General features: G+C 63.1%; 29 protein-coding genes. 19 read left to right on the top strand and 10 right to left on the bottom strand.

The features are described 5' to 3' along the window. The first annotated feature begins 250 nt into the window (after positions 1-250). From ACP7AL_RS00970 to ACP7AL_RS00940, 7 genes are all read left to right on the top strand, one after another. Positions 251-688, top strand: a complete 438-nt coding sequence (locus tag ACP7AL_RS00970; RefSeq protein ID WP_425987921.1) for a TadE/TadG family type IV pilus assembly protein — start codon at positions 251-253, stop codon at positions 686-688. Between the two features lie 25 nt (positions 689-713). After that, a complete protein-coding gene (locus ACP7AL_RS00965) occupies positions 714-2,363 on the top strand; it encodes a TadG family pilus assembly protein (RefSeq protein WP_425987919.1) in 1,650 nt (549 codons plus the stop codon). A 207-nt stretch (positions 2,364-2,570) separates the two neighbouring features. Next, the gene (hisS, locus tag ACP7AL_RS00960; protein WP_425987917.1) at positions 2,571-4,109 is read left to right on the top strand and encodes a histidine--tRNA ligase; all 1,539 of its coding nucleotides are present in this window, start codon (positions 2,571-2,573) and stop codon (positions 4,107-4,109) included. Positions 4,110-4,235: 126 nt separating this feature from the next. Next, positions 4,236-4,646 (top strand): DUF2000 family protein, encoded by a 411-nt coding sequence (locus ACP7AL_RS00955; protein ID WP_425987915.1) that lies wholly within the window; start codon positions 4,236-4,238, stop codon positions 4,644-4,646. A gap of 6 nt (positions 4,647-4,652) precedes the next feature. Then, the gene (locus ACP7AL_RS00950; protein WP_275451135.1) at positions 4,653-4,880 is read left to right on the top strand and encodes a tautomerase family protein; all 228 of its coding nucleotides are present in this window, start codon (positions 4,653-4,655) and stop codon (positions 4,878-4,880) included. Positions 4,881-4,887: 7 nt separating this feature from the next. Beyond that, a complete protein-coding gene (locus ACP7AL_RS00945) occupies positions 4,888-5,283 on the top strand; it encodes a thioesterase family protein (RefSeq protein WP_006022033.1) in 396 nt (131 codons plus the stop codon). A gap of 99 nt (positions 5,284-5,382) precedes the next feature. Further along, positions 5,383-5,598 carry a hypothetical protein gene (locus tag ACP7AL_RS00940; RefSeq protein ID WP_425987912.1) on the top strand — a complete coding sequence of 72 codons (216 nt, stop codon included), beginning with the start codon at positions 5,383-5,385 and terminating at the stop codon, positions 5,596-5,598. A gap of 165 nt (positions 5,599-5,763) precedes the next feature. Here ACP7AL_RS00940 and ACP7AL_RS00935 read toward each other — a convergent pair whose 3' ends face one another. Together ACP7AL_RS00935 and ACP7AL_RS00930 are read right to left on the bottom strand one after the other, a co-directional pair. Then, positions 5,764-6,291, bottom strand: a complete 528-nt coding sequence (locus ACP7AL_RS00935; protein ID WP_425987910.1) for a DUF3617 domain-containing protein — start codon at positions 6,289-6,291, stop codon at positions 5,764-5,766. Positions 6,292-6,312: 21 nt separating this feature from the next. After that, the gene (locus tag ACP7AL_RS00930; RefSeq protein WP_006022030.1) at positions 6,313-6,621 is read right to left on the bottom strand and encodes a hypothetical protein; all 309 of its coding nucleotides are present in this window, start codon (positions 6,619-6,621) and stop codon (positions 6,313-6,315) included. Between the two features lie 177 nt (positions 6,622-6,798). Between ACP7AL_RS00930 and ACP7AL_RS00925 the strand changes: the two genes are divergently transcribed. The 4 genes from ACP7AL_RS00925 to ACP7AL_RS00910 all read left to right on the top strand — a co-directional run bounded on the left by ACP7AL_RS00925 (position 6,799) and on the right by ACP7AL_RS00910 (position 9,678). Beyond that, positions 6,799-7,269, top strand: coding sequence for a hypothetical protein (locus ACP7AL_RS00925; RefSeq protein ID WP_006022029.1), 471 nt, complete (start codon positions 6,799-6,801; stop codon positions 7,267-7,269). A gap of 157 nt (positions 7,270-7,426) precedes the next feature. After that, on the top strand, positions 7,427-8,167 hold the full coding sequence (locus ACP7AL_RS00920; RefSeq protein WP_425987908.1) for a ribonuclease T2 family protein: 741 nt from the start codon (positions 7,427-7,429) through the stop codon (positions 8,165-8,167). A 156-nt stretch (positions 8,168-8,323) separates the two neighbouring features. Next, on the top strand, positions 8,324-9,184 hold the full coding sequence (locus tag ACP7AL_RS00915; RefSeq protein WP_425989980.1) for a 23S rRNA (adenine(2030)-N(6))-methyltransferase RlmJ: 861 nt from the start codon (positions 8,324-8,326) through the stop codon (positions 9,182-9,184). Positions 9,185-9,462: 278 nt separating this feature from the next. Beyond that, positions 9,463-9,678, top strand: coding sequence for a cold-shock protein (locus ACP7AL_RS00910; RefSeq protein WP_006022026.1), 216 nt, complete (start codon positions 9,463-9,465; stop codon positions 9,676-9,678). A gap of 78 nt (positions 9,679-9,756) precedes the next feature. Here the strand turns inward: ACP7AL_RS00910 and ACP7AL_RS00905 are convergent, their stop codons facing one another. Further along, positions 9,757-10,386, bottom strand: a complete 630-nt coding sequence (locus tag ACP7AL_RS00905) for an outer membrane protein (RefSeq protein WP_425987906.1) — start codon at positions 10,384-10,386, stop codon at positions 9,757-9,759. Between the two features lie 261 nt (positions 10,387-10,647). On the opposite strand from ACP7AL_RS00905, the gene uvrC reads away from it, so the two are divergent. The 5 genes from uvrC (at position 10,648) to prmB (ending at position 15,149) form a co-directional block, all read left to right on the top strand. Then, positions 10,648-12,705, top strand: coding sequence for an excinuclease ABC subunit UvrC (gene uvrC, locus ACP7AL_RS00900; RefSeq protein WP_425987904.1), 2,058 nt, complete (start codon positions 10,648-10,650; stop codon positions 12,703-12,705). A gap of 87 nt (positions 12,706-12,792) precedes the next feature. After that, positions 12,793-13,407 (top strand): CDP-diacylglycerol--glycerol-3-phosphate 3-phosphatidyltransferase, encoded by a 615-nt coding sequence (pgsA, locus tag ACP7AL_RS00895; RefSeq protein WP_006022023.1) that lies wholly within the window; start codon positions 12,793-12,795, stop codon positions 13,405-13,407. After that, positions 13,404-13,655 carry a molybdopterin converting factor subunit 1 gene (moaD, locus tag ACP7AL_RS00890; RefSeq protein WP_006022022.1) on the top strand — a complete coding sequence of 84 codons (252 nt, stop codon included), beginning with the start codon at positions 13,404-13,406 and terminating at the stop codon, positions 13,653-13,655. The genes pgsA and moaD overlap by 4 nt, the downstream gene beginning before the upstream one ends. Before the next feature lie 7 nt (positions 13,656-13,662). Further along, positions 13,663-14,127 (top strand): molybdenum cofactor biosynthesis protein MoaE, encoded by a 465-nt coding sequence (locus ACP7AL_RS00885; protein ID WP_425987901.1) that lies wholly within the window; start codon positions 13,663-13,665, stop codon positions 14,125-14,127. After that, positions 14,127-15,149, top strand: coding sequence for a 50S ribosomal protein L3 N(5)-glutamine methyltransferase (prmB, locus tag ACP7AL_RS00880; RefSeq protein WP_425987899.1), 1,023 nt, complete (start codon positions 14,127-14,129; stop codon positions 15,147-15,149). The genes ACP7AL_RS00885 and prmB overlap by 1 nt, the downstream gene beginning before the upstream one ends. 147 nt (positions 15,150-15,296) lie before the next feature. Here the strand turns inward: prmB and ACP7AL_RS00875 are convergent, their stop codons facing one another. Continuing rightward, positions 15,297-16,418, bottom strand: coding sequence for a branched-chain amino acid aminotransferase (locus ACP7AL_RS00875; RefSeq protein ID WP_006022018.1), 1,122 nt, complete (start codon positions 16,416-16,418; stop codon positions 15,297-15,299). A gap of 309 nt (positions 16,419-16,727) precedes the next feature. On the opposite strand from ACP7AL_RS00875, the gene ACP7AL_RS00870 reads away from it, so the two are divergent. The 3 genes from ACP7AL_RS00870 to ACP7AL_RS00860 are packed head-to-tail and all read left to right on the top strand — an operon-like array spanning position 16,728 to position 19,394. Further along, entirely contained in the window at positions 16,728-17,264 is a 537-nt protein-coding gene (locus ACP7AL_RS00870; protein WP_425987897.1) for a MarR family winged helix-turn-helix transcriptional regulator, read from the top strand. A 35-nt stretch (positions 17,265-17,299) separates the two neighbouring features. Continuing rightward, positions 17,300-17,986 (top strand): response regulator, encoded by a 687-nt coding sequence (locus ACP7AL_RS00865; protein ID WP_006022015.1) that lies wholly within the window; start codon positions 17,300-17,302, stop codon positions 17,984-17,986. A gap of 19 nt (positions 17,987-18,005) precedes the next feature. Further along, complete coding sequence (locus ACP7AL_RS00860) at positions 18,006-19,394, top strand: ATP-binding protein (RefSeq protein ID WP_425987895.1); 1,389 nt, start codon at positions 18,006-18,008, stop codon at positions 19,392-19,394. Here ACP7AL_RS00860 and proC read toward each other — a convergent pair whose 3' ends face one another. The 6 genes from proC to ACP7AL_RS00830 all read right to left on the bottom strand — a co-directional run bounded on the left by proC (position 19,395) and on the right by ACP7AL_RS00830 (position 25,097). Then, positions 19,395-20,231: a pyrroline-5-carboxylate reductase gene (gene proC / locus ACP7AL_RS00855; protein WP_425987893.1), complete on the bottom strand. Its 837-nt coding sequence runs from the start codon at positions 20,229-20,231 to the stop codon at positions 19,395-19,397. Positions 20,232-20,402: 171 nt separating this feature from the next. Beyond that, the gene (locus tag ACP7AL_RS00850; protein WP_024919980.1) at positions 20,403-20,903 is read right to left on the bottom strand and encodes a YbjN domain-containing protein; all 501 of its coding nucleotides are present in this window, start codon (positions 20,901-20,903) and stop codon (positions 20,403-20,405) included. Positions 20,904-21,328: 425 nt separating this feature from the next. Continuing rightward, complete coding sequence (locus ACP7AL_RS00845) at positions 21,329-22,282, bottom strand: ribose-phosphate pyrophosphokinase (protein WP_024919981.1); 954 nt, start codon at positions 22,280-22,282, stop codon at positions 21,329-21,331. A gap of 174 nt (positions 22,283-22,456) precedes the next feature. Next, on the bottom strand, positions 22,457-23,071 hold the full coding sequence (locus ACP7AL_RS00840) for a hypothetical protein (protein ID WP_425987891.1): 615 nt from the start codon (positions 23,069-23,071) through the stop codon (positions 22,457-22,459). 152 nt (positions 23,072-23,223) lie between these two features. Beyond that, positions 23,224-23,991, bottom strand: a complete 768-nt coding sequence (gene pgeF / locus ACP7AL_RS00835; RefSeq protein WP_425987888.1) for a peptidoglycan editing factor PgeF — start codon at positions 23,989-23,991, stop codon at positions 23,224-23,226. Then, positions 23,988-25,097: a class I SAM-dependent methyltransferase gene (locus ACP7AL_RS00830; RefSeq protein WP_425987886.1), complete on the bottom strand. Its 1,110-nt coding sequence runs from the start codon at positions 25,095-25,097 to the stop codon at positions 23,988-23,990. The genes pgeF and ACP7AL_RS00830 overlap by 4 nt, the downstream gene beginning before the upstream one ends. Positions 25,098-25,112 lie beyond the last annotated feature (15 nt).

Genomic DNA, 25,112 nt, shown 5'->3' with positions numbered 1-25,112 from the left:
AAGGCGTCAAGATCGTTCGGCGTCGCGACAGTCGGGCGAGGGTGCTGAATATTCAAAGGTCGTTCCTTCCGGCAAGGAGCAAATTTTTCTTCTTGGGCAGCGAGCCTATCAGTTTCCGGGGTCATTGGAACGCATCGCGGCGCATAGTCGCCCGTAAGTGAAGGCACGGACTGCAGCCAGATGATACTACTACCATTAGTAGTGGAATGAATTAGCTTGCCCTTAAAGGTTGTATGCGCAAATGCCTGTCATGAAACAGGCCCGCACACTGCTCCAGAAATTTCGCGCCGCGCAGCACGGCGCCATCGCCGTCGAATTCGCGATGATCGCGCCGATCTTCCTGATGATGGTGTTCGGCATCGTCATGTACGGCTCGTATCTCGCGGTGGTCCACGGCGTACAGCAACTGGCTGCGGAAGCCGCGCGATCCTCGGTCGCGGGACTGAGCGAAAGCGAGCGCAGCACGCTCGCCAGCAGCTACGTCACCGGCAACGTCAATACCTATCCGCTGATCGATCCGGCAAAGCTCACCGTCAACGCCGCGACGTCGGGCTCCGATGCCAACGTCTTCGTCGTCTCCGTCAATTACGACGCCTCCGGCATGTTCATCTATTCGCTCCCGGCATTCGTGCCGATGCCGTCGCCGACCATCGTGCGCTCCGCGGCAATCCCGCGCGGAGGATATTGAACAAGAAAAGTTCAGGGAGGTTGTGATGCGCAATTTGCTTCTGCGTTTCGCCGCCGACGACCGCGGCAACATCGCGATCATGGGCGCGGCAAGCCTGCTGCTCGTGATCGCCTGTGCGGCGCTCGGCGTCGATGTCGGCGCCATCTTCGCCGACAAGCGGCGGACCCAGAGCGCCACCGACCTCGCGGCGCTTGTCGCCGCGAGCGACCTTTCCAATGCGTCCCGCGCTGCTGCGGCGACAGTCGCCAAGAACAACTATCCACCGGAGTCGCTCGTGGCTGTCGAACCCGGTGTTTACAAGGCGAATGCGTCCCTGACGCCGCAGCAGCGCTTCGTGGCGGCGGCCACACCCGCCAACGCGGTGCGCGTCACCATGCAGACCAGGACGCCGCTGTATTTCGGCAAGGTGCTGACCGGCGACAGCCAGTGGAATCTCAAGGCGACCGCGATCGCCAGCACCACGCGGCTCGCAACCTTCGCCATCGGCTCGCGGCTGGTGTCGCTCAACGGCGGGCTGCTGAATTCGCTGCTGGGCGGCATGCTCGGGACCACGCTGTCGCTGTCGGCGATGGACTACAACGCGCTGCTGGGCGCGAAGATCGATGCGTTCGATTTCCTCTCGGCGCTGGCGACGCGGGTCAACCTGACCGGCGTCAGCTATGACACGCTGCTGAACAGCAATTTGAAGGTCACCGACATCGTCGCAGCGTTGCAAACTGCCGCGGCCGGCAACAGCGGTGCGATCGCAGCTCTCTCCAGCCTGTCGTCGGCGATCTCGGGCCTCACCACCCGCATCACGCCGAAGTCGCTGATCAGCGTCGGACCGTATTCCAATCTCACCGTCGGACAGAAGCCGAAGGTTGGCGCGAGCGTCTCGGCGCTGGATCTGCTTTCGGCCATGGCGGCGCTGGCCAACGGCACCAACCAGATCGCGGCGAACGTGAACCTGTCGCTGCCCGGCATCGCGGGTGTCACATTGCAGGCCACGGTCGGCGAGCGGCCGGTGGGAACAAGCTGGATCACCGTCGGATCGCTGGGCGCGAGCGTGCACACGGCGCAGACGCGCGTGCTGCTGAAGATCCAGCTTGTCGGTTCGGGCGCGGTGTCGGTGGTCAACCTTCCGGTCTATGTCGAGATCGCGGCGGGCACCGCGACGCTCAACGCCATTTCGTGCGGCTATCCCAACGCCAGCACCTCGACGGTGACGCTCGGTGTCTCGCCCGGCATCGTCGATGCATGGATCGGCGATGTGACCTCCGCGATGATGACGAATTTCTCCACCGCGCCGAATCCCCCGGCGGTCAACATCGTCAATCTGGGCGCGATTCAGGTGACGGGCCGGGCGCATGCGACCATGGCGAATACGGCGCCGACCAGCGTGACATTCAGCTACGCCGACATTCAGGCGCAGACCAAGAAGACCGTGAACACGACGTCGTTCACCTCGTCGCTGACGTCGAGCCTTCTCGGCGACCTGCAACTCGGCGTGCAGCTCGGACCGCTCGGCCTGCCGATCCCCGGCATCGGCGCGCTGGTTGCCGGCATCATCGGCGGCGCTACGGCCTCCATCGATACGCTGCTCAATTCGGTGTTGCAGACATTGGGCGTTGGTCTCGGCCAGGCCGACGTCTGGGTTACCGGCGTGCGCTGCGACGGCGCGGTGCTGGTGAATTAGCTGATCCCCCTCTCCCCGTTCTTACGGGGAGGACAACACAATGAAATGTCATGGCCGGGCTTGACCCGGCCATCCATCTTTCTTGAGTGATGGATACGCGGGTCAAGCCCGCGTATGACGGCCTCGTAGACTTGCCGCTTGATGCTTCGGCTGATAGTCCACAACACGCAAATAATGCCAGTTGTGCTGCATAGGCCGCTTCGTTCCATGTCCGACAAAAAGCCCAAAAAGCCCCAGAAACTGCGCGCGCGCCTGCCGCGCGGCCTTGTGGATCGCACGCCCGCCGAGATCGCCGCCACGCGGCAGATGGTGGAGAAAATCCGCGAGGTCTATGAGCGTTATGGCTTCGAGCCGGTGGAAACCCCGGCGATGGAATACACCGACGCGCTCGGCAAGTTCCTGCCCGATCAGGACCGGCCCAACGAGGGCGTGTTCTCGTTTCAGGACGATGATGAGCAGTGGATCTCGCTGCGCTACGACCTGACCGCGCCGCTGGCGCGCTATGTTGCGGAAAATTTCGACACGCTGCCGAAGCCCTACCGCTCCTATCGCAACGGCTATGTCTACCGCAACGAGAAGCCCGGCCCCGGCCGCTTCCGCCAGTTCATGCAGTTCGATGCCGATACGGTCGGCAGCGCATCGCCCGCCGCCGATGCCGAGATGTGCATGATGGCGGCGGACACGATGGAGGCGCTTGGGGTTGGAGCGGCACAGTGCGTTGTCAAAATCAACAACCGTAAAGTCCTCGACGGCATTCGCGAGAACGAAGGCATTTCCGATGACGGACAATGGCTCACCGTCATGCGGGCAATCGACAAGGCAGACAAGTTTTCTGCGAATGAGATCGTCAAGTTGTTGGGGCCGGGGCGCTGGGACGGAGGCGAAGAAGGTCGCGGTGATTTCACTAAAGGTGCGGGACTTAAAGATTCTCAGATCAATGCCATCATCAACTTCATAGGTAGCCCGAGCGAGCCGGGAACAAGCGCGATCGGTGTGTCCGATGCCGCTACGCTTGCGAATATGCGTGATCGGGTTGGAAATTCCAAAATTGGGATTGAAGGCGTCAGCGAGCTTGAGCAAATGTCGAAGCTCTACTCCGATCAATATTCGGGACGGATAAAAATCGATCCCTCCGTTATCCGCGGCCTCGAATACTACACCGGCCCGGTCTACGAGGTTGAACTGCTGCTCGACACCAAGGATGAGAAGGGCCGTCCGGTGCGTTTCGGGTCGGTCGGTGGCGGCGGGCGCTATGACGGCCTCGTGTCGCGCTTTCGCGGTGAGCCGGTCCCGGCGACCGGTTTCTCCATCGGTGTGTCACGCTTGCAGGCGGCGCTGACGCTGCTCGGCAAGATCGACACCACGCCGGAGTTTGGTCCGGTGGTCGTTGTGGTGATGGACCGCAACGAGATCGCGCAGTATCAGAAATTCGTTGCGATGCTGCGCGGCGCAGGCATTCGCGCGGAGCTTTATCTCGGCAATCCGAAGAACAATCTCGGCGTCCAGTTCAAATATGCCGACCGGCGCAACTCGCCGTGTGTTGTCATTCAGGGCGGCGACGAGAAGGCGAAGGGCGAAGTCCAGATCAAGGACATGATCGCGGGCAGTGCGCTGGCAGATGCCAGCGGCAGCGACCGCGAGGAGCATTTGCAGGCGCAGGCGAAAGCGCAGGTCGCAGTGCCCGAAGCCAGACTTGTTGATGAGGTGCGCAAGATTCTGGCCCAGCATGGTGTGACGTGGAAATAATCCACCTCCGTCATTCCGGGACGCGCTCTTGCGCGGACCCGGAATCCATGCGCCTGACAGCTTCTCTGGAGTCCGGGTTCGCTTGCTTTGCTCGCGCTCCGGAATGACATTGTTTGAGTTTACAGCATGCAGTTCGACACCAAGGTTGCCCTCGTCATCCGCTCCGATCTGGAAACCTGGCAGAAGCTGAATGTTGCGGCGTTCCTCGCCAGCGGCATCGCGGCGGCGTTTCCTGAATGTGTCGGCGAGCCATACGGGGACAAGTCAGGCACGCGCTATCATGCGCTGATCGGTCAGCCGATCCTGATCTATGGCGCGGACCGGCCGGCGCTGTCGCGTGCGCTCGAACGGGCGCTGGCGCGCGATGTGAAGCCCGCCGTCTATACCGAGGACATGTTCAAGACCACGCATGACGAAGCCAACCGCGCCGCGGTGCAGGCGGTCATTCGCGCCGACCTCAATCTGGTCGGGCTGGCGTTCCGCGCCGAGCGCAAGGTGGTTGACAAGATCGTCGATGGATTGAAGTTTCACGCCTGACAATTTCTGTCGCAAAGAAAAAGGGAAACGAACATGCCTGAGGTAACCGTGAACATGGCCGCGGGCCGCACCGACGAGCAGAAGAAGGGCATGATGCTCGACATCACCCAGGCGCTGGTCAAGAACCTCGGCGTCGATGCGGAGGCCGTGACGGTGCAGATCAATGAAGCGCCGTTGACCCACAAGATGAAGGGCGGCAAGACCTTCCTCGAGCGCAAGGCGGCAGCGAAGTAGCCCAAACATGAACGTGCTTGAAAAAGTCGCCGTCGGCATTACCGGCGAAACGGTCGTCACCGTGACGCATGACATGACGGTGCAGCATTTCCTCGCGACCATGCCGCCGGTCTACGCGACCCCGGTCATGATCCTGCACATGGAGGAGGCCTGCACCGCCTCCATCGCCGGCCTGCTGCCGGAAGGCTATGTCAGCGTCGGCATGGAGGTGAACGTCCGGCATCTGGCGGCGACGCCGGTCGGACGCACCGTGCGCGTGTCGTCGCGTGTCCGGCAGATCGATCCGAAGAGCGTCCTGTTCGACGTGGAGGCGTGGGACGGTTCCCGCAAGATCGGCGACGGCACCCACCGGCGCGGTGTTATCAATGTCGCGGCTTTCGAAAAGCGGTTCGGCGTCAACTGATCCGGCGCATGCGGCTCTCCGAATCTTGAGCATTTCTGATTGTTCTGAAGCCTTGAACGGGGCTAGGTTTCCGGCGGTTCGCCCCAACGGAGACGTCCGATGAGACTCGTATTGATTGCCGCCGCGGCTGTGATGCTGCTCGCCGGGCAGGCCCATGCGCAGGGCAGGAGCCGCCCCGATACGAGCGGCGGAACTCAGGCCAAGGGTGAGGATCCGCAGAAGCGGATGGCGCGCGAAGAAGCCGCCGCCAGGGCCGCGATGAAGAACGTTCCGGATTCGAAAGAGAAGTACGATCCCTGGAAGATCGGGAAGTAACGAAATCCACACACCCTCGGTCGTCATCCCCGCGAAAGCGGGGATCCATAACCACCGAGCCATCCGATGAGACGCAGACGGCAGCGTCTCTTATAAAATTCGACGACAGGGAGCATGGGTCCCCGCTTTCGCGGGGACGACGTGCTTAGAGAAGGCCTGACGCAATCACTGCTTCGGCCGCATCGCTTTCATGTCCCTGATGTTCATCTTCATGCCGCCGGGCATCAGGATGTCGCCGGGCTTCTGATCCGCCTTGCAGGCGCCGATCCATTTCGCTTCGAGGACGTTGGTGGTCTCGGCCGGCATGCCCGCCGGACCGCCGCTGTTCTTCGATGTGGTCGTCACCGTGTAGGCCGAGTTGAAGTCGCCGTTGAACTCGGTGTGCGAGACGGACGTCATGTTGCCGATCTTGCAGGTCGAATCGACGACCAGGCCGGTCGCGGTTTTCGCCATCTCGTGCCGGGAGCACATCTCCTTGGCCATCGGGCCGAAGGTCGCCGCCATCTCTTTCTCGGTGGTGGCGTCGGTGCATTGCTGCATGGTCTGGGCGCCGGCCTTGTCCAGCTTCAGCTCCCAGAGCCCTGGCTTGCGGCTCGGCATTTCAACGGGGTCGGCCAGCGCCGGAAGAGCGGTTAGTCCGCCGCCCACAATCGCCAGTGCCATGACACGAAAGAGCGGAAGCACTCGCATCATGGGCGGTCTCCTGAACGGAGCTTAGTAGCCGACGCGCAGCGGCCGGCTGAGATGACCCGGATGGACCCAGACGCAGGAGAAGGAAATGTAGCCGCCGTACTGGGCGTCGACGCCGGTCAGCTTCACCGACTTGCCGTAGCTGGCGCAGTGATTGAGGGCCATCGCCTTGACGTCCGCGCCTTCCTTGTAGAGCGAGTAGGCAATGATGCCGCCGGTGTCGTTGCCCTTGAAAGGCGGCACCGTGTCGATGTCGAACCAGGCGGCGCTGGCTTGTGCGCTCATGAGCGCTCCGAAGACCGTCGCCAGAATCGCCTTGCCTGTTATCCGCATCGTCGTCTCCCATGGAATCTCGTCCTCACCATAAGGCGGCCGGGCTGTCATGGAAAGAATGCCCGTGTGGTTCGCCAGGGGTTGGCGGCCAAGTGTTGCCGCGCTGCACTTGACCGGCTGATGGCTTCGCGGCACCTTCCGGCACAACCTCATCCCGGATTCCGGCGGACCGCTCCCATGCGCGACCTTTTCTCGACACTTCGCAAACTGACTGTTGCCCTGGCGCTCGGCACCGTAGCTGGCCTGATGACGCTCAGCCCGGCGGCCGAGGCGGCCAATGTGCTGGAGCGGAATTTCTGGCTCTCCGGCCCGCGTTACGATGGCGCCATGCGTCCCTGCAACGAGGTGCTTGGCACCATTACCCAGCAGTTCGCCGAAAAAGAGGGCAAGTTCTGGAATTCCGCCCTCGAAATCACCGGTTTTGCCAATGTTCATGAGGTCGCCTTCCGGGCCTGGGCGAATGACAGCATTCCACGCCGTTTCTGCACCGCCAGCGCCATGCTGAACGACGGCCGCGCGCGGCAGGTGCACTTCTCGGTCATCGAAGACGGCGGCTTCGCCGGATTCGACTCAGGTGTCGAATGGTGCGTGGTCGGCCTCGACCGCAACTGGGCTTACAACCCGTCCTGCAAGGCCGCGCGTCCGTAAGCCTCGCGAATCATCTCATCGCCAGCCGCCTCGTCCGCTCAGTGGACGGGGCGATTTTGTTCTTGAAATGTTCTTTTGGCCTGACTAGGCTTTGAGCAGGGGTTATCCGCACATCCGATCTGCCCGGAGGATGCGGAGAGAGTTGGGGGGCGTTGTCATGTTCGGTTTCAGGTCCGGTTTGTCGGCTGCTGCTTTTTCGTCTGGCTTTTGTCTTCGTTCGTATCGCTGGCTGATCGCTCCGCTGCTCGGCCTTGCGATGGCCGGCATGGCCGCGGGTTCGGCATCGGCGCAGGACAAGCGCCAGAACGCGCCCGGGGAATTCGATTTCTATGTGCTGTCGCTGTCGTGGTCGCCGTCGTTCTGCCAGGCTGCGCACGAACGCGGCAATTCCGGACGGGGCATCCAGGCCCAGTGCGCCGGCCGTCCGTTTTCCTTCGTCGTGCACGGGCTGTGGCCGCAATACGATCGCCGCTTTCCGAACTACTGCCAGCGGCCCTCGCCGCGGCTGGATCGCAACGTCATGACCTCGATGCTCGATCTGATGCCGGCGCCGGGCCTGATCTACAACGAATGGGACAAGCACGGCACCTGTTCGGGTCTAGGGGCGCGCGCCTATTTCGAGACCATCCGCAAGGCCCGCGCGGCGGTGAAGATTCCCGCCGATTATCTCGAATTGTCTGACACCAAACTGGTGACGCCCGGCGAAATCGAGGACGCCTTCATCAAGGCCAATCCCGGTCTGTCGAGTTCGGCGATTGCCGTGCAGTGCGACAGCAAACGCCTCAGCGAGGTGCGCATCTGCATGAGCAAGGATTTGCAGTTCCGCGCCTGCGAGGAAATCGACCGCCGGTCCTGCCGCCGCGACAGGGTCGCGATGCCGCCGGTTCGCGGAGGATAGTTTCTGGCCCGTCACCCTGAGGTGCCGTAGCGTAGCGGAGGCCTCGAAGGGCGACCGCAATAGTCATCCTTCGAGCGCAATGGCTCGCACCTCACGATGACGGATTCGCTCACGCAACTCGTTACTTTCACCGCGCGATGTCGTAACTGTCGCGCCATGAACTACCGTCACGCATTCCACGCCGGAAACTTCGCCGATGTCATCAAGCACATCGTGCTGGCGCGCATCCTCACCTATCTGCACGAGAAGCCCGCCGCGTTTCGTGTGATCGACACCCATGCCGGCGCCGGGCTGTACGATCTGACGGGCAGCGAAGCCGAGCGCGGCGGCGAATGGCGCACGGGCATTGCGCGGCTGATGCAGGCGCGGTTGTCCGAACCGGTGATGGCGCTGGTCGCGCCCTATCTCGACATCGTCCGCGCGTTCAATCCGCAGCGCGATCTCACCGCCTATCCGGGATCGCCGCTGATCGCGCGCGCGCTGCTGCGGCCGCAGGACAGGCTGGTCGCCTGCGAACTGGAGCCCAATGCGCGCAAGCAACTGATCAGCGCATTGCGCCGTGACGAGCAGGCGCGCGTGGTCGATCTCGACGGCTGGACCGGGTTGCCGGCGTTCGTGCCGCCTAACGAGCGGCGCGGGCTGGTGCTGATCGATCCGCCGTTCGAGAGCCGCGACGAGTTCAAGCGGCTGGCCGACGGCTTCAGCGCAGCTCACGCGAAATGGCCGACCGGCATCTACATGCTCTGGTATCCAGTGAAAGAACGCCGCGCCACCGACACACTGGCCGAACATGTGGCGCGCGTGGCGAACGCTGGAAGCAGTGACGCCAGATGCCTGCGTGTCGAATTCAGCGTCGCGCCGCAGACACCCGACTCCGGATTGGTGTGTGCTGGCCTGTTGATCGTGAATCCGCCGTGGACTCTGGCCGGAGAATTGAAGGCGATTTTGCACGAACTCGAAAAGCCGTTGGGACTGGGCGGCGCTGGCCGCTTCCGGATCGAGGCCGTGCGGACCTGATGCACTGCACGCGTGAGGTTGTCACGTGCCTGGATTCTGTCTGCACGATTAATCCAAATGCGTCATGGCCAATTTGGCGGGAACCGTATTATGCTACGGTCGTGAAGGTCGGCTTTTACGTTCCGCGCCCGCGAATGGCCGCGGCGGAATGACGAGAGGCCCCGGGTGTTTCCGGTTTTGGGAGGCGCCCTTCAAGGCCGCCGCTTTCCGGCAGTGAATGCCGGGCCTGGCCGGTGCGCGTTGCGCGCCGGAGGTGCAATGCGGGGAGGGGTTTCCCGATGGCCATGATGGGTGTCGTCAAGTTTTTCAATGCCGAGCGTGGATACGGCTTCATCAAGCCGGATGACGGCGGACGCGATGTGTTCGTGCACATCACCGCAGTCGAGCGTGCGGGCCTGAAGGACCTGATCGAAGGACAGCGTATCACTTTTGAAGTCGAGCCCGATAAGAAGGGCAAGGGACCGAAGGCGGTCAATCTCGTGATTTCGCCCTGAGCATGTCGCAGGCGTCATGGCCGAAATAAAAATCCCGGGCGCAGGGCCCGGGATGATGGATCGTGGATGCGGTCCGGATCAGAAGCGGTAGTTGACGCCGACGCGGACGGTGCTGAACTGATAGCCATTCGACATGCCCGTCATCAGGAAGTTCTTGTCGCTCAGATCGACATAGAGATATTCGACCTTGGCCGACCAGTTCTGGTTCAGCGCGAATTCAGCGCCTGCGCCGATCGTCCAGCCTGCAGAGGTGTTGGATTCCGAGAGGCCGCCCGGCAACTGCGCCTTCAGCGCGCCGAACGCGAGACCGCCGGTGCCGTAGAGCAGGATGCTGTTGAAGGCGTATCCCACGCGGCCGCGCACGGTGCCGAACCATGGGTTCGAGAATTTCCACGGCGCGAACGTATCGTCGGCCGAGCTGAGTTGAAGATCGGCCTCGATGCCGGCGACCCACGCGCCGTTCTGCCAGTTGTAACCGGCCTGAAGTCCGCCGAGGACGCCTGACGGCTTCGCGCCGTTGTTGGACACATCGCCCCAGCCGTAGCCGAGATTGCCGCCGATGTAGGGTCCGATCCAGCTATTGGCGAGCGGCTGGGCGACCGTATAGGGCTGCGCATAGGGGCGGCGGCTATAGATGTCTGCGGCTTGCGCGGACGCGGTCACGCATGTTGCGGCGGCGATGATCGCGCCAAAAATTTTCTTGCTCATCCTAACTCTCCTCACGCGCGCGCCGGCGTGGCCGTTGTTGGGTCTTTCGAGGCACGGCGGATCCCGTGTGGTTACGGAATTCCGCCTTTTCTGCGTAAAATTTATCGAGAGTTTTACGTTAAGCGGTCGTTAAGGCGGCCCGCCGCCGCATTCACATCCTTAAGAAAGTGTTACAAGCGGGGCAGTGCCGCCGCCGAATCCGGTTCCCTGATGCGGCCGTGCCTGCTGGATGAAATCGCTCCTCGTTCCTAAATTCTGATCATGATTCACGACACCTCCGACCCGACGCAGCCGCCGGATCAACCGGAGCCGGACGCGCCTCCGCAGGAGCCTTCCGCGCGGAACCTGCGCGGACAGGATCTGGACCCCGCTTCGATTCCCGCCGAGGAAGACGAGGAAGCGCGCCTGCCGGAACCGATCGACGATTCCGCGGACGTCGCCAGCGAAGGCACGCTCGCCATCGGCCGCGCGGCGATCGAGCGCGCGGTGAAACTCGCCCCGACCTCGCCCGGCGTCTACCGCATGCTAAACGCGGCCAACGACGTTCTCTATGTCGGCAAGGCCAAGAGCGTGAAGAAGCGGCTCGCATCCTATGCGCGGCCGACCGGTCAGGTGGCGCGCATTGCGCGCATGATCGCGATGACCGCCAATGTGGAAATGATCTCCACCGCGACCGAGACCGAAGCGCTGCTGCTGGAAGCCAATCTCATCAAGCAACTGCGCCCGCGCTTCAACGTGCAACTGCGCGACGACAAGTCTTTTCCCTATATCCTGATCACCGGCGATCACTGGGCGCCGCAGATCGTCAAGCATCGCGGCGCGCAGACCCGGCCCGGCCGTTACTTCGGCCCGTTCGCGTCGGTCGGTGCGGTCAACCGCACCATCACGGCGCTTCAGCGCGCATTTCTGGTGCGCTCGTGCACTGATTCATTTTTCGAGAGCCGGACGCGGCCCTGCCTGCTGTATCAGATCAAGCGCTGCTCGGGGCCCTGCACGGGCGAGATCGATTTTCCCGGCTACACCGAACTGGTGCGCGAGGCGAATGAGTTTCTCTCCGGCCGCTCGCGGCTGGTGAAGCAGGAACTGGCGGGCGAGATGGAGAAGGCCGCGCACGAACTCGAGTTCGAGCGTGCCGCGCTCTATCGCGATCGTCTTGCCGCGCTCTCCGCGATCCAGTCGCAGCAGGGCATCAACCCGCGCACCGTGGAAGAGGCGGACGTGTTCGCCATCCATCAGGAAGGCGGCTATTCGTGCGTTGAGGTGTTCTTCTTCCGCACGGGGCAGAACTGGGGCAACCGCGCCTATTTCCCGCGCGCCGACAAGTCGATCGAGGCGGGCGAGGTGCTCGGCTCGTTCCTGGCGCAATTCTATGACGACAAGCCGCCGCCGAAGCTGATCCTGCTCTCGCATCGTGTCGACGATCAGGACCTGCTGGCGGAGGCGCTGAGCGTCAAGGCGGGGTCCAAGGTCGAGGTTTCGACGCCGCAGCGTGGCGAGAAGAAGGAGCTTGTCACGCATGCGCTGACCAATGCGCGCGAGGCGCTCGGCCGCAAGCTCGCGGACACCGCGACCCAGACGCGGTTGCTCGAGGGCCTTTCGACGGCGCTCGGTCTGCCGCGCGTGCCGAAACGGATCGAGGTTTACGACAACAGCCACATCCAGGGCACAAACGCGGTCGGTGCGATGATTGTCGCGGGGCCGGAAGGCTTCCTGAAGAACCAGTACCGCAAGTTCAACATCAAGTCGGAAGGCTTAGCTCCGGGCGACGACTACGGCATGATGCGCGAGGTGCTGCAGCGCCGCTTCAAGCGCCTGATCAATGACGCAGCCGAAGGGAAAGAGCCCAGCGACGACGCCGTGCCGCAATGGCCAGATCTTGTGATCATCGACGGCGGCCAGGGCCAGCTCAATGCCGCGCGCGAAATTTTCACCGGACTGAACCTGACCGACGTTTCGCTGATCGCGGTGGCCAAGGGACCGGACCGCGACGCGGGGCGCGAAACCCTGTTCGTGCCGGACCGTCCATCGATCAAGCTCGAGCCGCGCGATCCGGTACTGTACTTCATCCAGCGGCTGCGCGACGAGGCGCATCGCTTTGTCATCGGCTCGCACCGCAAGCTGCGCAAGAAGGACATCCGCGAAGCCGGATTGCAGGAAATTCCCGGCATCGGCCCGTCACGTAAACGTGCCCTGCTGCATCATTTCGGGACCCTGAAGGAAATCGAGCGGGCCTCGGTGGCCGATCTCGGCAAGGTTCCGGGCGTGAGCGCTGAAAGTGCACGTAAAATCTTCGATTTCTTCCATCCCGGCAGCGGCTGAACCTCCAGCCGTTGCCCGCATTTAGAGTTGGGCGAAATGCGCCCGCCGGGCTGTTGACGCGGCCACTTTCGCAGTATTGGTAAGGTCATGACCAGTGTCGTCGCCCCGAAGCCAGCAAAGCGCTCGCTGTCTTTGCCCAATATCCTGACTTACTCCCGGATCGCCGCCATCCCGGTGGTGATCGGCTGCATGTATGCGCAGTCCATCATGGGCGCGCCGCTGTGGCTGCGCTGGGTGGCGCTGTTCGTGTTTATCGCCGCGGGCGTCACCGATTTTCTCGACGGCTACTACGCGCGGATGTGGGACCAGCAGTCTTCGCTGGGCAAGATGCTCGACCCGATCGCCGACAAGCTGCTGGTGGCGTCGTGCCTCTTGATGCTCGCGGCGGACGAAACCATTCGCGGCTGGTCGCTGTGGGCGGCCATTGTGATCCTGTGCCGCGAAATTCTGGTGTCGGGTCTGCGCGAATATCTCGCCGTCATCCGGATCAGCGTACCTGTGTCACAATTGGCGAAGTGGAAGACCACGGTGCAACTCGTGGCCATCGGGTTTCTGATCGCGGGCGAGGCGGGCGAAATGATCCTGCCGCCGACCGTGCTGATCGGCATCACGCTGTTGTGGATTTCGGCGATTCTCACGATCTACACCGGATGGGATTACCTCCGCGCGGGTATCCATCATCTGACCGAGGAAGACCGGTGAAGGTTCTGTATTTCGCATGGGTGCGCGAACGCGTCGGAAAGGCCGAGGAAACGCTGGAGCCACCGGCGAGCGTGCGCACTGTTTCCGACCTGATGCAGTGGCTGGTGGCGCGCGGCGAGGAATATGCCAACGCTTTCGCTTCGCCGAAGACCATCCGCGCCGCCATCGACCATACCCACGTGAAGCCTGACACCGCGATCGCCGGTGCTCGCGAGATCGCGTTTTTCCCGCCGATGACCGGCGGTTAACATCCCAATGACGACGCCCGTCACAATCCGGATTCAGTCCGCCGATTTCGACATCGCCGCGGAAATCGCGGCACTGACCCGGGGCAATACCGACATCGGCGCGGTGGTGAGCTTCTCCGGCATCTGCCGGGGCGGTGAGGGCGATCAGGCGATCGCCGCGATGACGCTGGAGCACTATCCCGGCATGGCGGAGGCCGAGATCGGACGGCATGTGTCCGAGGCGATTGCGCGCTGGCCGCTGACCGGCGTCACCGTGATCCATCGTTATGGCCGTGTCGTGCCCGGTGACAACATCGTGCTGGTGCTGACCGCGTCGGTGCATCGCGAAGCGGCGTTTCGGGCCGCGGAATTTTTGATGGATTATCTCAAGACCAATGCGCCGTTCTGGAAATCCGAGGAACGCGCGGACAGCAAGGTGTGGGTCGATGCGCAGGCTCATGACGACAATGCAGCAGCGCGGTGGAAGAAGTAATGGCGAAGAAAGCGAAAAAATCCCCGACAGCGAAGGCACCCGCGAAGAAGGCCTCCGCAAAGCGCGGCGCGGCGCGCACGGCAACGAAGAAGCTTTTGAAGCCAGCATCGCCGAAGGTGCTGCCCGGCGAACTGCTGACGCTGCTCGACCTGATGCGCTACGGAGTCAGCCGCTTTGTCGAGGCCGGACTGGTGTTCGCCCACGGCACCACCGATCCGGTGGCGGAAGCGGCTTTTATCGTGTGCGAGACGCTGCATCTGCACCCCGACCAGTTCGAGATGTTCGCGAATGCGCGGGTCACGGCGCATGAGGCCGCGAAGATTCTTGCGCTGATCGACAAGCGCATCGCCACGCGGAAACCCTCGGCGTATCTCGTCAACAAGATCTACATGCGCGGTCTGCCGTTCTATGTCGATGAGCGGGTGATTGTGCCGCGCTCCTTCATTGGCGAACTGCTGGATTCGCATTTCGGCGGCGACCTGGAGGAAGAGGGCGGCTCGCTGATCGACGATCCGGGCAATATCACACGGGTGCTCGATCTGTGCACCGGTTCGGGGTGCCTTGCTATTCTGGCGTGTCAGAGTTTCCCCAATGCCACCGTCGATGCAGTGGACATTTCACCGGATGCGCTGGCGGTCGCTGCGCGCAATGTCGCCGATTACGGTCTTGAGGATCGGATTTCGCTCTACGAAGGCGATCTGTTCGACGCCATCGGCGATGCGCGCTACGACCTCATCATCACCAATCCGCCATACGTCGATGCCGAAGGCATGGCGGGCCTGCCGCGCGAATGCCTGCATGAACCGTCCATCGCGTTCGATGGCGGCGACGACGGCCTCGACCTCGTGCGCAGGATTCTGGACGAGGCGAAGGATCATCTGAATCCGGACGGCGGTCTGCTGTGCGAAATCGGCCGTGGCCGCGACCTGCTCGGCGATGCCTATCCCAACCTGCCGCTGCTGTGGCTCGACACCGAAGACTCTGACGGTGAGGTGTTCTGGATTCCGGCTGAGGCACTGTAATCGTTGTTGTCATGCCCGGACTTGTTCCGGGCATCCACGTCTTTTGAAATTGCTGTCTTGAAGACGTAGATGGCCGGGACGAGCCCGGCCATGACGATTTATTTTGTGCTCAATTCACGCGAGAGCGTCTGATTACTCCCGGGGTCGCTACAGGACCTTTCTGATCCAGTTGTGCGGGTCGGCCGCGCGGCCGTACTGGATATCCACCAGTTGCTTGCGCAGCCCCATCGCGACCGGGCCTGCAGCGCCGCCGTTGATGGTGAATTCGCCGCTCGTGGATCTCACCTTGCCGATCGGCGAGATCACCGCCGCGGTGCCGCAGGCAAAGGCTTCTTTCAGTTTCCCGCTCGCAGCATCGGCGCGCCACTGGTCGATCGTGTAGGGTTCCTCGCGCACGGTCTTGCCCGCCGCCTTTGCCAAAGCGATGATCGAGTCCCGCGTGATGCCGGGCAGGATCGTGCCGAGCGGCGGCGTCAGCAGCGAACCGTCGTCGAACACGAAGAAAACGTTCATGCCGCCGAGTTCTTCGATATAGCGGCGCTCGATCGCATCGAGGAACACCACCTGATCGCAGCCGTTCTGCATCGCTTCGGCCTGCGCGCGCAGGCTCGCAGCGTAGTTGCCGCCGCACTTGACGGCGCCGGTGCCGCCGATCGCGGCGCGTGTGTAGTTCTCCGACACCCAGATCGACACCGGGGCCGGGCCGCCCTTGAAGTAGGAGCCGACCGGCGAGGCGATCACCGCGAAGACGTATTCCGCCGATGGTTTAACGCCGAGGAACACCTCGGTCGCGATCATGAAGGGCCGCAGATAGAGGCTGCCTTCGCCGCCAGGAATCCACTCGCGGTCCATACGCACGAGTTGCTCCACGGCTTCGATGAACACATGCTCCGGCAGTGGAGCCATCGCCATCCGATCGGCCGAATCCCGGAAGCGCCGCGCATTGGCGTCGGGACGGAACAGGTTCACCCCGCCGTCGTCGCGCTTGTAGGCTTTGAGGCCCTCGAAGATTTCCTGGGCGTAGTGCAGGACTGCCGTGGCCGGATCGAGCAGGAAACTCGCGCGGGATTCGACGCGTGCGTCGTGCCACCCCTGCGCCTGCTTGTAGTGAACCACCGCCATGTGATCGGTGAAGACCCGGCCGAACCCGAGATCCGCGAGCTTGGCGATGCGCTCCTGATCCGGCGTCGGAGTTGGTGTCGGCCGCGTTTCAAAATCGATGAGAACGGTGCCATCGATTTTCTCGAACGAAACTCCCGAAATGCCCATTGGGTCTTCTCCCGGCTTGAATTCAGTCCACGCGGCGGCGGGCTGGTCGATTTGAGGTCTGGCACCTGGCCCGCCGGCCCGAGGGCCGGTTTCCGCTTTGGCGGAAGGCGCGAAGTCCAGTATGTTTGCCGAAATGCCGCTCGACAATCGCACGTAGAAAGAAATTGCGTCCCTGGACCCGTCGTCGCTGCAGGTTCTGTGCGAACTTAAGGATCAAGGATAGCCGACGAAACGAACTAATATTTCGTCGTCATCGCGGTTTTTGTAACATTGAGACCTATATACGTCAATATGGCTGACATAAAATTTATGAAAGCAGGAGCGCATTCGACTGACGCCGCCACCGGGCCCACGACGCCGGGGGCCACCCCTTTGCGCTGGGACATCATCGAACTGCTGTTCTTCGCCTACCGGGACTTTGTCGGAGACGCCGATCATGTGCTGGAGGAGTTCGGCTTCGGCCGGGCCCACCACCGCGTGGTCCATTTCGTGACCCGCTATCCGGGTCTGAAGGTGGCCGATCTGCTCGACGTGCTGCGGATCACCAAGCAGTCGCTCGGACGTGTCCTGAAGCAACTCCTCGACGAGGGCTATATCGTTCAGAAGGCTGGCGACAATGACCGGCGGCAGCGTCTTCTTTTCGCCACGGCGAAGGGCGAGGCCCTTGTGGCGAAACTGGCCGGATTGCAGACGGCGCGCATCACCCGCGCGCTCGACTCGATCGGGCCGGAGAACGCCGACAGCGTGCGGCGGTTTTTGCTGGGCATGATCGACCAAACCGATCCCGACAAGGTGCTGGAGGAAATTCTCCGGGGCAGCCGCAAGACGGTGAAGGATTCAAGGTGACAGAAACCTCGATACGGGAGCGAGCAGGCCGCCAGATGGCCGACGATGCGCCGCATCTGCTGCTGGTCGATGACGACCGCCGCATCCGCGATCTGCTGTCGCGCTTTCTCTCCGGCGAAGGCTATCGCGTCACCACGGCCATGAGCGCCGCCGACGCGCGCGCCAAGCTGACCGGCCTGCATTTCGATCTCCTGATCCTGGACGTGATGATGCCGGGCGAAACCGGCTTCGATCTCGCGCGCTCGATCCGCACATCGTCGGCAGTGCCGATCATCATGCTCACCGCGCGGCATGAAGCCGAGAGCCGCATCGAAGGTTTGCAGATCGGCGCCGACGACTACGTGGCGAAGCCGTTCGAGCCGCGCGAGCTGGTGCTGCGCATCGCGAATATTCTCAAGCGCGCTGCGCCGGTGGTGGCGCCTGCGATCGAGTCCGTCGCGTTCGGGCCCTATGTCTATCATCTCGAGCGGGGCGAATTGCGCGACGGCGAGAAGATCATCCATCTCACCGACCGCGAACGCGACATGCTGCGTATTCTCAGCGCGACGCCGGGCGAGACCGTGCCGCGCGGCGCACTGACCGGCGGCGACGGCTCGGTCAACGAGCGCGCGGTGGACGTTCAGATCAACCGGCTGCGGCGCAAGATCGAGCGCGATCCGGCCAATCCGCTGTTCCTGCAGGCGGTACGCGGCATCGGTTATCGTCTCGTGGCGTCGCCGTGACCGGACCGGGCGCGTTGTTATGAGTACGCTCGACACAGGTCTCACGTTCATTCGTACCGCGTCGCGTCGCGTGTCACGCGCCAGCGAATGGCTGGGCCAATGGTTCAAGGAGCTGATGCCGAAGGGGCTTTATGCCCGCGCCCTGCTCATCATCATCGTGCCGATGGTGATCCTCCAATCGGTGGTCGCCTTCGTGTTCATGGAGCGGCACTGGAACACGGTGACCCGCCGGCTGTCCGCCGCCGTGGTGCAGGACATCTCCGCGCTTATCGACGTTTACAGGTCCTATCCGCAGGATAAGGACCGCACCCAGATCAAGCGCATCGCGCAGCAGCGGCTTGGCCTTGTGGTGGACTTCCTGCCGGTCAATGACATGCCGGCGCCGGGGCCGAAGCCGTTCTTCTCGCTACTGGATCAAACGTTGTCGGTGCAGCTCAGCCGCCAGATCGCGCGCCCGTTCTGGATCGACACGGTGGGCCGCTCGTCTCTGGTGGAAATCCGCATCAAGCTCGACGACACGGTAATGCGAATTTTCGCCCAGCGCAGCGCGGCCTATGCGTCGAATTCGGAAATCTTCATCTTCTGGATGCTGGGCACGTCATCGATCCTGCTGATCGTGGCGGTGCTGTTCCTGCGCAACCAGATCAAGCCGATCCTGCGGCTGGCGGATGCCGCGGAGAGTTTCGGCAAGGGCCGCGAGGTGCCGGATTTCCGTCCGCGCGGCGCGCGGGAGGTTCGCCGCGCAGCGCTCGCCTTCATGGAAATGAAATCGCGCGTCGAGCGCAGCATCGAGCAGCGCACCGCGATGCTGGCCGGCGTCAGCCACGATCTGCGCACCATCCTGACCCGCTTCAAGCTTGAGATGGCGCTGATCGGCGACAGCCCGGAAGTCGAGGGCATGCGCAAGGACGTCGATGAGATGAGCGGCATGCTGGAGGCGTATCTGGCCTTCGCGCGCGGCGACAGCGGCGAGCAGGCGCAGCCGACCGACATGGAGCAGGCGCTCGAAGAATTGCGCAGCGACGCCGAGCGCCATGGTCACGCGGCGACGGTTGTGTTCCACGGCATGCCGGTGGTGATCGTGAAGCCCGCGGCCTTCAAGCGCTGTATCGCGAACCTGGTGTCGAATGCAGGGCGTCACGCCAATGCCATTGCGATCACCGGCCATCGCGATCATCGCTATCTGACGGTGACGGTGGATGACGACGGTCCGGGCATTCCGGTCGAGATGCGGGAGGAAGTTTTCAAGCCGTTCCTGCGGCTCGACGATGCGCGCAATCAGGACGAGGGCGGCACGGGCCTCGGTCTCGCCATTGCCCGCGACATCGCGCGCTCCCATGGCGGCGACATCACGCTCGGCGACAGCCCGATGGGCGGTCTGCGGGCGACGGTGCGCGTGCCGGTCTGATTACTTCGCCAGTTCCTTTGAGCGCTTCGTCGCAGCCGCAATCGCTTTCGTCAGCAGCGGCTGAAAGCCGTTCGCGCCCATCAGCACTTCCAGTGCGGCTGCCGTGGTGCCCCCCGGCGAGGTGACGTTCTTGCGCAGGGTCGCGCTGTCGAGATCCGACAGGCGGAGCAGTTCGCCGGAGCCTGAGACGGTTGCCCGCGCCAGCGTTGTCGCCAGTGCTTCGGGCAATCCGGCTGCGACACCGGCGCGTGCGAGTTCTTCGGCAAGCAAGAACACATACGCCGGACCCGAGCCGGATACGGCGGTCACCGCATCCATCAGCGCTTCGTCGTCGACCCATTCGACGCCGCCGGTGGCGCGCAGCAGCGCATCGGCGACAGCTCGCTGATCCGGCGCGACGCCATCCGCCGGCACCGCGACTGTGATGCCGCGTCCGATCGCGGCCGGTGTGTTGGGCATGGCGCGGATCACCTTGCCGCCGCAAACCTCGGTGAGGGCCGCGATGGTGGTTCCCGCCATGATCGAGACCACGAGGGTCGATGAGCCCACCAGCGGCTTCAACTGCGGTCCGGCATCGCGAAACATCTGCGGTTTGACCGCGAGTACAAGCACGTCGGCGGTGCCGATGTCCTTCGTCTCGGGATTCAGCCGCACGCCGCGCGCGACGAAATCGCGGGTGTCGTCCGACGGGAATGGCTCGATGATGGTCACGCGTTTGGCGTCGAGTCCTCCGTCCAGCCAGCCGGACAGCATCGCGCCGCCCATCTTGCCCGCACCCGCGAGCACGAGTGAGCCTGTGAAGTTTTTCAGCGCGTCGGAGGAAGTTGATGTTGCCATGACTCAATCCACTCGGGCCGTCCCCGCGAAAGCGGGGACCCATAACCACAGAGTTCTATTGAATGAGCGGGGGCGCAACAAGCTGTCGCAGCGTGCGCGGATCGAAAGATAGGTCGCCGCTTTCGCGGGGACGACATCTCGGGTGTCGCGCGCCCCGGATGAAGTGAAGCCTTACGCCTCGCCTGCGGTATCGAACATCGCGGCGCTCATGGCCTCCGCGGCGGTCTTGCCGGCCCAGACCACGAACTGCAGTGCCGGATAGTAGCGCTCGCAGGCGTGCAGCGCGCCTTCGAGCATCAGTTCGCATTGCGCGGGCGTGGCGGTCATGCCGCCCGGCAGGATCAGCGCCTGCCGGTACATGATCGATCCGGTGGTGAGCCAGACATCGAAATGGCCGATCCACAATTGCTCGTTGATCGCGGCGATCAGGCGCTGCACTTCGCTGCGCCGCGCCTCGGGAATTTTCATATCGAATGTGCAGGCCAGATGCAGCGCGTCGATGTCGCCCATCCAGGTGAAGGACAATTGGTAGTCGGTCCACTGTCCCTGCGTCAGGATGGTGATCTCGTCGTGACCCGAGCGTTCGAACGACCAGTCGTTGGAAGATGCGATCTCCTCGACGACCGAAAGCGGGCTGCTTTGCGAATCCGTTATGATGTCCAGATGGGACATGCTGCCTTCACCCTCTGCTGGTGTGGGATGTGAAACGCCTGAACGAAACGCAAAGAACGAGCGAGAACTGTCGCTGCAAGTTCTCCGTTTACGATCATGACGACCCGGTTTTCGGATCGTGCGCCGCAACGGCAACCTTGTGACAAGATTGATCGGTGATTTGCGCAAGACGCGCAACGCCGCTACGAATCCCGTCCACAGGCAAAGGGTTAATTTCCTGTCTCTTCAACAGGTAAGCGTGACATGCGGTGATGAAATGCATCGTCGCGCCAATTCATGAGTCCGCGCATGAACTTACGCGCGGCTGACTCGTGTTTCAAATCCGACCGGTGTGAGAACAAAACGGAATCGGATTCACGCGGCGCGAGTCGCGCAGACTCATTGCGCGTGCAGGGCGAGAAAAAATATTTTTGAAAATGGGCCGTTCAGTCGAACAGGCTCGACACCGACTCTTCGGATGCGGTGCGGCCGATGGCTTCGGCGATCAGGGTGGCGACCGAGAGCACGCGGATGTTCGGAGCCTTGCGCACCGCTTCAGTCGGCTGGATCGAGTCGGTGATCACCAGTTCCTTGAGCCGGGATGAGGTGACGCGCGCGACCGCACCTCCCGACAGAACGCCATGGGTGAGATAGGCCGAGACTTCCTTGGCGCCGTATTTGAGCAACGCGTCGGCGGCATTCACCAGCGTGCCGCCGGAATCGACGATGTCGTCGATCAGAATGCAGTTGTAGCCGGCGACATCGCCGATCACGTTCATGACTTCGGATTCGCCGGCGCGTTCGCGGCGCTTGTCGACGATGGCCAGCGGCGCGTTGATCCGCTTGGCGAGGCCGCGTGCGCGTGCCACGCCGCCGACGTCTGGCGACACGACCATGACGTTGGCGAGGTCGAACTTCTCCTTGATGTCGCGCACCATCAGCGGCGAGGCATAAAGGTTGTCGGTCGGGATATCGAAGAAGCCCTGGATCTGGCCGGCATGGAGATCGAGCGTCATGACCCGGTCCGCACCGGCATGGGTGATCATGTTGGCCACCAGCTTGGCCGAAATCGGGGTGCGGCCGCCGGCTTTGCGGTCCTGCCGCGCGTAGCCGAAATAGGGGATCACGGCGGTGATGCGGCGCGCGGAAGCGCGGCGCAGCGCATCGGTGATGATGAGCAATTCCATCAGGTGGTCGTTGGTCGGAAACGACGTCGACTGGATAATGAAGACGTCGGAGCCGCGGACGTTTTCCTGAATCTCGACGAAGATTTCCATGTCGGCGAAGCGGCGCACGCTGGCCTTAGTCAGCGGCACGCCCAGCACGGAGGAAATCTCGGCAGCCAATTCGGGGTTCGAATTGCCGGCTACCAGCTTGATGGAGCCATTCTTCGCTGAAATTGCAGCCTCTCCTCGCGATGTGGGGGAAACGCTTTTCAACATATCGCTGCCTATGAAACGGAACCGGAGCCTGACGTCTTCGCAGGCGCGCGTGATAACAAGGAGATGACGAGGCTGGCAATACAAAGCCTCGGTTTTTCCTGCAAAAACCGGCTCAGAACTGCGTCTGCATCCCTAATGGGCGCTGAACGCCAGCGTCTGCATTCGTACGGGGCCCGATTCAGGCCGATTCTCGTCGGTCTGCGCGATGGCAGGACCGGAGGTTCGGGGCGCGGCCGGGGCAGGGTCCTGCGCCGGGGCGGTCCCGCTGATCAACCCATTGAGGCCGTTCAGGCCGGCGAGCGCGATTCGTCGCATCAACTGGTCATCTGCCATGGCCCAGGCGTCGCGGCCGCCCTTGCCGGCGGGTTCCTCGCCGCTGAGGCGGATGGCGCGTTCCTGATCCCGGTCGTAGACATCCCAGACCCAGGCGATGGTGGTCTTCCCGCGCCGGACCTGCGCCGACAGATAGCTGCGGACCCGGTAGGAGGCCTGCGCTTCGCGGGACACGATGGTGAAGCTGCGGGCGGTGGATTCGGTTTCGAGGGCTCGAACCAGCCGGTCGAAAACCTGCGGCGGCGGGCCGTCCACGGATTCAAAGGCGACGGTGGGGCCGAACGACGAGGTGGTGGCAACCGGGCCCGAGCCGCTGGTGGTGCAGGCGGCGGTCAGGCTCAGCAGGACCAGCAACAGGGGCGCCCGCGCAACCCGCAGCGCTGCCCAAGTGATTGTTCGCCCGGTGAAATCCATGTTCGCCCCGATGTCTCGCCGGCGGGTTTTGCCCTGCCCGGCGAGGTTCGGTCCAGCGATATCGTTAATGAGCGTTAACGTCTAGGGCAGGCTGCGGGCAGGGTTTGCAATCGGCGACCGGGGCCGCCGGTATTTGAGCCAAATCCGAGCTTTTAGCTGTCCAGCACGATGGCGTGGATGTTGCGGCCGTAGTCCGGTTCCTTGCGGTGCGTGGTGCGGCGGTAGCTGAAGAAGCGCTCGTCCGCATAGGTGTCGATGCCGACATCGTCGATCATCAGAATGCCCGCACGCTCCAGCCGCTGGCGGATATAGCCGGCGAGATCGAACATTGCATGGTCCGCGCGCGTTGACGGCACGAAGAAGCGCGCGTTGTCGGGCGCGCCTTCTGAAAAGCGCGCAACGAATTCCGCGCCGACCTCATAGCTCTGCTGCCGGATCAGCGGGCCGATCGCGGCGATGATGTTTGCGCGCGATGCGCCGAGGCCTTCCATCGCGGCAATCGTATTTTCAAGCACGCCGCCGATGGCGCCCTTCCAGCCGGAATGCGCGGCGCCGATCACGCGTGTCTGCGGGTCGACAAAGAGAATAGGTCCGCAGTCGGCGGCGGTGACGCCGAGCGCCAGTCCCGGCACTTTCGTCACCATCGCATCGGCGTGCGGGCGCGATGCCGTGTCCCACGGCGTGGTGGCGACCGCGACATCGGGCGAGTGAATCTGGAATACGGTGAGGAATTGCGGCGGCGTGACGCCGAGATGCTCCGCCATGCGCCGGCGGTTTTCGATGACATGCGCCGGATCGTCATGCGAGCCGATGCCGCCGTTGAGGCTCTCATAGATGCCTTTCGAGACACCGCCCTCGCGCGAAAAGAAAGCGTGGCGCAGACCCGGCACGGCCGACAACAGCGACGACGTGAACGTCATGATTTCGTGTCCTGCTCGGACAGCGCCGCCAGCGTTGCGATGGCAGGGTGCGAAATGCCGAGCACCTTGAACAGCGAGCCCATTCCTTCCGGGCTCGGGCCGGTGAGGCGGGCCAGTCCTGCGGTAATCAGCTTCTGGCCGTCTTCGGTCGCATTCTTCATTAATGCCTGCGCACGGGTCTCGATGCCCAGGCTCTTGAGGAATACGCCTTGCTCCACCGGGCCGTGGGCGCGCGCTCCGACATCCTCGGCGGCGCGGGCGAGCGCCTGAAAATCCACATGTGCAGTGAGGTCCGCAAGGCCGGCGTTGCGCAGCGGGTTGGTGTAGTTGTGCCGCGCGACGGCCTGGAAGGTATCGCCCGCGTCGCTGCGCAGATGGCCGTAGTCCATGATCAGCGCCGCGCCGCCCTGATCGCGGAGTCGGCGCGCGATGGTCATGATCTCGTTGTCGGGCCGCCATTCGAAGATCGCGCCATTGGGCGCGGCACGCACCAGCGGAGGCAGCAGCACCTCGAAGCGTGGGATCGGGTCCTTGGCGATGCCGTAGGCAAGAACGTCGTCATCGATCTCGATAACGCGCTCGTGCCATCCGCTTTCCTGTTTGACCGCCTGATGGATCGGCAGCGCATCGAAGAACTCGTTGGCCAGAATGATCGCGGGTCCGTCCGGGATGTCCTCGATCCGGTCGTACCACTCGACATAAGCCGCATCGGCAAGCTTCTCGCGCTGCTTGTCGCGCAGCCGCTCGCTGGCCTCGACCAGATGCACGGTGATCGCATCATGGAACGCCGGCAGAATCCGCACCGCGCGCAGCGCGTCCGCCATCATGGTGCCGCGGCCGGGTCCGAGTTCGATGAACTTGACCTCCTGCGGCATGCCCATCGCATTCCACACCGACGCCGCCCACAGCCCGACCAGTTCACCGAACATCTGGCTGACTTCGGGGGCGGTGATGAAATCGCCGTCGCGGCCGAGCGGATCGCGCTTGAGGTAATAGCCGTATTCCGGATGCGTCAGGCAAATCTGCATGTACCGGGACACCGGCATCGGGCCGTTCGCGGTGATCTGCTTTCTGATCAGGGTTTCAAGCGGCGAATAATCGGACACGGCGAACTTTCAAAA

It is taken from the genome of Afipia sp. DC4300-2b1, assembly GCF_049895725.1.
Taxonomy (GTDB): Bacteria; Pseudomonadota; Alphaproteobacteria; order Rhizobiales; family Xanthobacteraceae; genus Afipia; species Afipia broomeae.
Note: the sequence above shows the minus strand (reverse complement) of the source record. Positions and strands in the feature narration are given on the sequence as shown.